The organism is Rhodococcus sp. BS-15 (assembly GCF_000813105.1).
Taxonomy (GTDB): domain Bacteria; phylum Actinomycetota; class Actinomycetes; order Mycobacteriales; family Mycobacteriaceae; genus Rhodococcoides.
The window spans coordinates 1-7,831 of sequence record NZ_BAOX01000231.1 but is presented as its reverse complement, the minus strand read 5'-3'; the positions used below and the strand labels follow the sequence as shown (position 1 = coordinate 7,831).

Annotated in this window: 6 protein-coding genes and 2 pseudogenes; 6 read left to right on the top strand and 2 right to left on the bottom strand. The window is 66.5% G+C overall.

All coding sequences use genetic code 11. The annotated features are described in order from the left end of the window. Positions 1–240: 240 nt before the first annotated feature. From RHBS_RS20700 to RHBS_RS31900, 6 genes and pseudogenes are all read left to right on the top strand, one after another. Complete coding sequence (locus tag RHBS_RS20700) at positions 241–963, top strand: class III extradiol dioxygenase subunit B-like domain-containing protein (protein WP_183130163.1); 723 nt, start codon at positions 241–243, stop codon at positions 961–963. Continuing rightward, positions 956–1,885, top strand: a complete 930-nt coding sequence (gene miaA, locus RHBS_RS20695) for a tRNA (adenosine(37)-N6)-dimethylallyltransferase MiaA (RefSeq protein WP_121870055.1) — start codon at positions 956–958, stop codon at positions 1,883–1,885. The genes RHBS_RS20700 and miaA overlap by 8 nt, the downstream gene beginning before the upstream one ends. 24 nt (positions 1,886–1,909) lie before the next feature. Further along, positions 1,910–2,778, top strand: a pseudogene (gene dapF, locus RHBS_RS20690) (diaminopimelate epimerase). A gap of 79 nt (positions 2,779–2,857) precedes the next feature. Next, positions 2,858–4,408 carry a GTPase HflX gene (hflX, locus tag RHBS_RS20685; RefSeq protein WP_236745397.1) on the top strand — a complete coding sequence of 517 codons (1,551 nt, stop codon included), beginning with the start codon at positions 2,858–2,860 and terminating at the stop codon, positions 4,406–4,408. Positions 4,409–4,413: 5 nt separating this feature from the next. Further along, positions 4,414–5,292: a hypothetical protein gene (locus tag RHBS_RS20680; RefSeq protein WP_306303563.1), complete on the top strand. Its 879-nt coding sequence runs from the start codon at positions 4,414–4,416 to the stop codon at positions 5,290–5,292. Further along, complete coding sequence (locus tag RHBS_RS31900) at positions 5,232–5,501, top strand: hypothetical protein (protein WP_306303562.1); 270 nt, start codon at positions 5,232–5,234, stop codon at positions 5,499–5,501. Before RHBS_RS20680 ends, RHBS_RS31900 begins: the two co-directional genes overlap by 61 nt. 111 nt (positions 5,502–5,612) lie before the next feature. Here the strand turns inward: RHBS_RS31900 and RHBS_RS20675 are convergent, their stop codons facing one another. Together RHBS_RS20675 and RHBS_RS20670 are read right to left on the bottom strand one after the other, a co-directional pair. Next, entirely contained in the window at positions 5,613–5,870 is a 258-nt protein-coding gene (locus RHBS_RS20675; protein ID WP_128646351.1) for an HPr family phosphocarrier protein, read from the bottom strand. Positions 5,871–5,913: 43 nt separating this feature from the next. Next, a pseudogene (locus tag RHBS_RS20670) lies at positions 5,914–7,831 on the bottom strand (fructose-specific PTS transporter subunit EIIC); the annotation flags it as partial.

The window sequence follows — 7,831 nt, the reverse complement described above, 5'->3', positions numbered from 1 at the left end:
CCGGGCGCGGTGGCACCGGGGGTCTGGGCGGGTGCATCCGAGGCCGCAGCCTCGGGAGTGGTGGGGGTGCCGGCGTTCGGGTCGGTCATTGTTCCTCATCTCTGCCGCGCGTCACGGCTGCCTCAATCGCGATCTGGACACCATTGAACTAGGTGACGACCGATCGGACCATTGAAACAGCTCAGACGACTCGAAGTGGACTCGTCCGGCCAAGTTGCACCAGCGACTAGCGTGGTGCTCGTGTTTCGTGCCGCGGCCCTGGTGCCCTCTCCGCCGTTGCTGGTCCCCGAATTGATGGGCGCGGGGGCGGCCGAGACGGCCGATCTTCGGACCGCCGCCGTCAGCGCGACGACTCACTTGGCGTCGATGGTCGACCGCTGGATCGTCCTCGGCGTCGATCGCACGTCGTCCACGTACGGCGAGGCAACGGTCGGCACGTTGCGGGGCTTCGGAGTCGATGTGGTGGTGAGCCTGTCCGGCGGCACAGCGCAGACTGCGGCAGACCCGGACCTGCCGCTGGCCGTTCTGATCGCGGGGTGGCTGCGAGGAGTGGCTGCGCCCGACGATGCGGTCGAGGTCCGCACGATCGCGGCCGATGCGAGCCCCGGGTGGTGCGCCGAGTTCGGCGAGGAGCTACGCCGAGAAATCGACGCTTCGGCGCAGAGCTGGGGCGTTCTGGTGCTGGCAGACGGAGCGAACACACTGACTCCGAAGGCCCCTGGATCGTTCGACGAGCGCGCCGAGGAGCTCCAGCGCCGGATCGACGATGCCCTCGCGAGCGCCGATGTCGATGCATTGGCGCGTCTGGATCCGGACCTGTGCGCATCGCTCGGTGTCGGCGGCAGAGCGGCATGGCAGGTGCTGGCAGCGCTCGCCGGAGCCGATGCGACAACGACGAGCGAGCTCTACCGAGGTGCTCCCTTCGGGGTCGGGTACTTCGTGGGGACCTGGGCTCGTGACTGACGGGGCGAGCGATTCGGTCACGACTCCTGTCGCGGTCATCGGGCCGACTGCCGCAGGCAAATCCGATCTGGCTCTCGATCTGGCCGAGGGACTCGGCGGCGAAATAGTCAATATCGACGCCATGCAGCAGTACCGGGGGATGGACATCGGGACCGCGAAACTGCCCGTCGCGGAGCGGCGCGGAATTCCGCACCATCAACTCGATGTGCTCGAGGTCACCGACATCGCTACCGTCGCGCGGTACCAAGCGGCTGCGGTCGCCGACGTCGAGGACATTCGATCGCGGGGTCTGCGGCCGATCATCGTCGGCGGATCGATGATGTACGTGCAGTCGTTGCTCGACGAATGGGCCTTTCCGGCCACCGACCCCGTCGTCCGAGCGAAATGGGAAGCAGTCCTCGAACGCGACGGCGTCGAGGAGATCCATCGCGCGTTGACGGCCGCCGATCCCGAGGCTGCCGCATCGATCCTGCCCACCGACGGCAGGCGCATGGTCCGGGCGCTCGAGGTGGTGGAGCTGACCGGGCAGCCGTTCGCGGCCTCGGCCCCGAAGATCGGCGCACCTCGCTGGGGCACGGTGGTGTTGGGAGTCGACCGCGACACAGCAGAACTGGACGATCGGATCGCCGAGCGCACTCGGCTGATGTTCGAGAGCGGACTGCTCGACGAGGTGGAGGGGCTGCTCGCCTCGGGACTACGGGAGGGCGTCACCGCGTCGCGGGCGATCGGGTACGCGCAGGCTCTCGACGTGTTGGCGGGGGAGTACGACGTCGAGTTCGCACGAGAACGGACGTTCATCGGAACCAGACGCTACGTGCGACGCCAACGATCCTGGTTTCGCCGCGACGAACGCGTTCGTTGGCTCGACGGTGCCTCGCCCACGCTGAGGTCGGACGCCTTGTCTGCGATCGACCCCTCGTAGCCGAACCCCCGTAGACTCGCGGCCATGGAATTCGCCAAAGGCCACGGAACTCAGAACGACTTCGTCGTACTGCCGGATCCGCAGCCGAGCTCGAACTCACCAGGTCGGCGGTCTCGGTGTTGTGCGATCGACGCCAGGGCCTCGGTGCCGACGGAATTCTGCGCGTCGCGCGGGCCGGTGTGCTCCGAGATGCAGGCGTACTCGACCGAATTCCGTCGGGTGTCGAGCCCGAGGACTGGTTCATGGACTACCGCAACGGCGACGGCACCATTGCCGAGATGTGCGGCAACGGTGTCCGCGTGTTCGCGCACTACTTGCGGGTGCACGATCTCGAACAACGTGACCAGTTCGTGGTGGGTTCGCGGGCCGGCGCGCGCGCTGTGACCGTCCACTCGTTCGACGACACCGACGCCGATGTCACCGTGGCGATGGGTGACGTCACGCTGATGGGCTCGAGCTCGGTGACCCTCGCGGGCGGAACGTACGAGGGCGTCGGAATCGACGTCGGCAACCCTCATCTGGCCTGTGTCGACGGTGCGTTGACGCGCGCTTCTCTCGGCGCTCTGGACTTGTCCGCACCGCCGACGCTGGACACCGAGTTCTTTCCCCACGGTGCGAACGTCGAGATCCTGACCAGGCTCGACGACGGCGGCGTCGAGATGCGCGTGTTCGAGCGTGGCGTCGGGGAGACGCGGTCGTGTGGCACCGGAACCGTGGCGGCGGCCGCGGCCGCGCTGTCCTACGAGGGTCTCGAGACCGGGGAGGTGAGCGTCGGTGTGCTCGGCGGTCGGGTACGCGTGGCCATCGATCACGTCGGAGCCACTCTGCGCGGTCCGTCGGTGCTGCTGGCCCGCGGCGAGATCGACGACCGGTGGCTGAAGGCTCAGTCCTGACGATCGCACCGGCCTCGGCATCCGCCCGGACCGAAACCCGCGTGCATACGCTGGGCTTTTCGTGGATCATGGAGCTCGTATGACGAACTCACATGAAACATCCCCTGCGGGCGAACCGGTCGACGACAGTCGCGACGATATCGACGGTGCTCCCGAAACCGAATCCGCCTGGACTCGTGAAGAGTCCGACGCGTGGTCGAGGCGACTGGCTCGGTCGCCGCTGAACGACGAGAACTCCCCGTCCTCCGGCGACATGCAGCTCGAAGATCGCACCGCGCTACGTCGAGTGGCCGGACTGTCCACCGAGCTCACCGACGTCACCGAGGTCGAGTACCGGCAGCTGCGCCTCGAACGCGTCGTGCTGGTCGGAGTCTGGACCACCGGCACGGCCGCGCAGGCCGAGTCCAGCATGACCGAGCTGGCTGCACTGGCCGAGACCGCCGGCTCGGAGGTACTCGAAGCGCTGATGCAGCGACGCGACAAGCCCGATGCCGCGACGTACATCGGCTCCGGTAAGGCCAAGGAGGTACGCGACATCGTCCTCGCGACCGGCGCCGACACGGTGATCTGCGATGGTGAACTGACCCCTGCTCAGCTCAATGCGCTGGAGAAGGTCGTCAAGGTCAAGGTCATCGATCGCACCGCGCTGATCCTCGACATCTTCGCCCAGCACGCGACCTCGCGAGAAGGCAAGGCGCAGGTCGCCTTCGCGCAGATGGAATACATGTTGCCCAGGCTTCGCGGCTGGGGCGAATCGATGTCGCGGCAGGCCGGTGGACGGGCAGGCAGCAACGGTGGTGTGGGTCTGCGCGGACCGGGTGAGACGAAGATCGAGACCGACCGTCGACGCATCCGTGAGCGAATGGCCAAACTGCGTCGCGAGATCAAGGGTATGAAGCAGGCCCGCGACACCAAACGCGAACAGCGCCTGAGCGGTACGGTGCCGTCGATTGCGATCGTGGGGTATACGAACGCAGGCAAATCGAGTCTGTTGAATGCGCTGACCGGATCCGGTGTGTTGGTTCAGAACGCACTGTTCGCCACCCTCGATCCCACTACGCGCAAGTCGACGCTCGAGGACGGTCGCGAGATCGTGCTGACCGATACCGTCGGTTTCGTTCGGCACCTTCCGACTCAGTTGGTCGAAGCGTTCCGTTCGACGCTCGAGGAAGTCACCGATGCAGATCTGCTGCTGCACGTGGTCGACGGATCGGATCCGCTTCCGATCGATCAGATCAAGGCCGTGCGTGAGGTGATCACCGAGGTGGTTCGCGAGCAGGATGCGAAGATGCCCCCGGAGTTGTTGGTGGTCAACAAGATCGACGCAGCCGATCCGGTGCAGCTGATCCAGCTGCGCGGATTGCTCGACGGCGCTCGGTTCGTCTCGGCCAAGACCGGCGAGGGAATCGACGCCCTGCGAGATCACCTGGCCGAGATCCTGTCCGAGCCGGACGTGTTGGTCGACGTTCTCGTGCCCTACACGCGTGGTGATCTGGTCGCACGAATCCATACCGACGGCCGGATCGTGAAGTCCACCCACGAGGAGGAGGGCACACGCGTGGAAGCTCGTGTGCCGCAATCGCTTGCGGCAGCGCTCGTCGAATTCACGGCGACCGTGCCCAGCGTCTGACCTCGGTGGGGCCACGATTGGTGGTGGGCGGAGCGGTGGCGGCTGCAGTCGCCGCGACGATCGCGTTCTCGGGTACTGCCTTCGCTTCGCCGATCGATACCGAAACGTATTGTCGGCCAACAGATCCCGGCCTCGACGAGTTGTCCGGGCTGACCTCGATCGACGGGGTCCTGTACGCGATCGGTGACAGTGGAGCCGATGATCGGGTTGCGGTGTTCGGTGCCGACTGCGCGGTTCAGCGATGGATCGACGTGCCCGTCGACCCGTACGACGTCGAGGACTTGACGTCGTACGACGGCTCGCTGTGGTTGGCGGACATCGGCGACAATCAGATGAGCCGCGACACGGTGGCATTGACGCGAATGGACCCGGCCTCGGGTGCGGGCGAACTGTACCGACTGACCTATCCCGACGGCGCGCACGACGCCGAGACGATACTGATCGAGCCCGGTGGTAGGCCGGTGATCGTCACGAAGGAACTCTCGGGCGTGAGCGGGGTGTACGTACCTGCCGACGACCAATCCGTCGCCGATCTGACCAGCCCTGGGCCGACGCCGATGCGCAAGGTCGGAGATCTGGCGTTCACGGCAACCGACACAGTCGGTGGGCCGCCGTTCGTGGTCGGATCGACACTGGCGACCGGGGGAGCGGTGAGTGCCGACGGCACCGTCGCCGCAGTGCGCACCTACACCGACGCTACCTTTTCCGCCCGTCGGACGGGAACATCGCGTCGGCATTGGTCGATCCGACAGCGCCTCGCGCCGTGGTGCCGTTGCCCGATCAGCCGCAGGGCGAGGCACTGGTCTTCACCGACGACGGGTCATTGCTCATCGCATCCGAGGCAGGATTCGGACCCGCCGAGGCCACGCTTCCGCCCATCCTGAGGATCCCCGACGCGGTAGCGCTCGACACGTCCACGCCCGAACCTGCTGCTGCGGAGCCGGTATCGCCGACCGTCGTTCCCGATCAGCCGGCGCAGACGCCGACAGCGACGGACTCGGAATGGACATTCCGAGCGGCCGTCGCTGCCGGTGTGGTGCTGATCGCCGGAGCGGTGGGATTCACCGTCCGGCGATCGATGCGCTCTCGCTAGAAGCTGGACCTAGGCGTTGCAGGAGTGGAGCCTGCGGAACGACTCAGGCGTTGCAGGAGTGGAGCCTGCGGAACGACCTAGGCGTTGCAGGAGTGGAGCCTGCGGAACGACCTATGCATCCAAGTCTGCTTCGACGAGTGCGACCACCTTGTCGTGTGCTGCCTGGTCGTCGCTGCTGACGGTGACTTCGGTGCCCTTGGTGGCGCCGAGCGTCATGATCATCAGGGCCGAACCTGCGTCCACCGGCTCCGAGTCGGCCACTGTGAGGGTGACGTCCACGCCTGCTTCGGCGACGGCGTCGGCGATCAGTGCTGCGGGTCGAGCGTGCAGACCGATCGAGGATCCGACGGCGACTGTGGTGCTGGGCATGTGGTGCTCCTTCGTAGTGGGGTTGTTGCGATCGTAGCGAGTGTCAGACGGTGGCGAGTGCGGGATCGAGTTCGGCGTCCGACGGGGCGTTCTTGCCCTTGACGAACTGCTTGGCGGAGACGACCAGGAACGCGGAGACGATGGTGCCCGCCGCCAGCGAGAGAATGAACCACAGGATGTTTCCGATCGCGAAGAACACGAAGATGCCGCCGTGGGGTGCGCTGAGGGTGACGTCGAACGCCATGATCATCGCGCCGGTCACTGCGCCGCCGGCCATCATCGAGGGGATGACGCGGAACGGGTCGGCTGCGGCGAACGGGATTGCACCCTCGGAGATGAATGCAGCTCCCAGGAACCATGCGGCCTTGCCGTTCTCGCGCTCGGCTTCGGTGAACAGGCGTGCGCGAACGGTCGAGGCGAGTGCCATGGCCAGTGGCGGCACCATTCCGGCGGCCATGACCGCTGCCATGATGCGCAGCGATGCGGTGTCGGTGACCGACAGGCCTGCGGTGGCGAATGCGTAGGCCGCCTTGTTGACCGGTCCACCGAGGTCGAAGCACATCATCAGGCCGAGAATGATGCCGAGGATGATGACCGAGGAACCGCTGAGGCCGTTGAGCCAGTTCGTGAGTCCACTGGTGATCGCGGCGAGTGGCTTGCCGAGCAGCAGGAACATGATCGCGCCGACGATGAGTGTGGCGAACAGCGGAATGATGACGACGGGCATGAGGCCGCGCAGAACCGTGGGGATCTTCCACTTGCTGATCCACAGTGCGACGAAGCCGGCGATCAGACCACCGACGAGACCGCCGATGAAGCCTGCACCCACCAGAACGGCCACCGCGCCTGCGGTGAATCCTGGTGCCAGACCTGGTCTGTCGGCAATGGCGTAGGAAATGTAGCCGGCCAGCGCGGGCACCAGGAAGCTGAAGGACAGCGCGCCGATCTGGAAGAGCACGGCACCGAGGTAGGCGGCCATTCCGCCTTCGGGCAGCGAGGTGATGGAGTTGTTGACGACGATGTCCTCGGCAACTCCAGAGATCTCGTATCCGCCGATGAAGAAGCCGAGAGCGATCAGCAGACCGCCGGCAGCGACGAACGGGATCATGTAGCTGACGCCGGTGAGCAGGATCTGGCGGATGCGGGTGCCCCAGCCGAGTTCGCCTGCGGACTCGTTCGAGCCGGCCGCCACTGCGGTACCTCCGACGCGAGCTGCGTCCGGGTTCAGTGCAGCGCGTAGGGCTTCGGTGAGCATGACGTCGGGCTCGTTGATGGCGCGCTTGACGCCGGAGGAGATGACCGGCTTTCCGGCGAAACGCTCGCGGCCCTTGACGCCCACATCGGTGGCGAAGATGACTGCCTCGGCTCCGGCGATGATCGAGGGGTCCAACGGCGTGCTGCCGCTCGAGCCCTGGGTCTCGACGTGAACCGTGACTCCGGCTCGCTCACCGGCTGCGACGAGTGAATCGGCAGCCATGTAGGTGTGCGCAATTCCGGTGGGGCAGGCGGTGACTGCGACGATGTGCTTGGGCGCGGTGGCCTCGGCAGGGGTGGCGGCCGCGCTGTGCTTGGCAGTCGACACGGGAGCTGCCGCAGGGGTCGTCGCTGCGGGCTTGGCGGCAGGTTGATGACACCGTCGACGAGGGTAACGATCTCGGCGGCCGAGGACGCGTTGCGCAGCGAGGTGACGAACTCCGGCTTGACCAGTGCGCGCGCCAGGCTCGAGAGCAACTTCATGTGCGCCGAACCGGCACCGGCCGGCGCTGCGATGAGGAAGACGAGGTCGGCCGGGCCGTCGGGGGCACCGAAATCGACCTTGGGGTTCAGCCGGGCGAATCCGAGCGAGGCCGAAGTGACCGCTTCGGAGCGGCAGTGCGGGATGGCGATGCCGCCGGGCAGGCCGGTTGCCGACTGCGCTTCGCGGGCCAGAGCGGCGTCGCGCAGGGCATCGGTCTCGGTTG

What these genes read in the sequence shown, in the direction of transcription:
- hflX (WP_236745397.1), top strand. Translation starts at nt 2,858, where the DNA reads ATGACGAACTCACATGAAACATCCCCTGCGGGCGAACCGGTCGACGAC.
- RHBS_RS20675 (WP_128646351.1), bottom strand. Translation starts at nt 5,870, where the DNA reads ATGCCCAGCACCACAGTCGCCGTCGGATCCTCGATCGGTCTGCACGCT.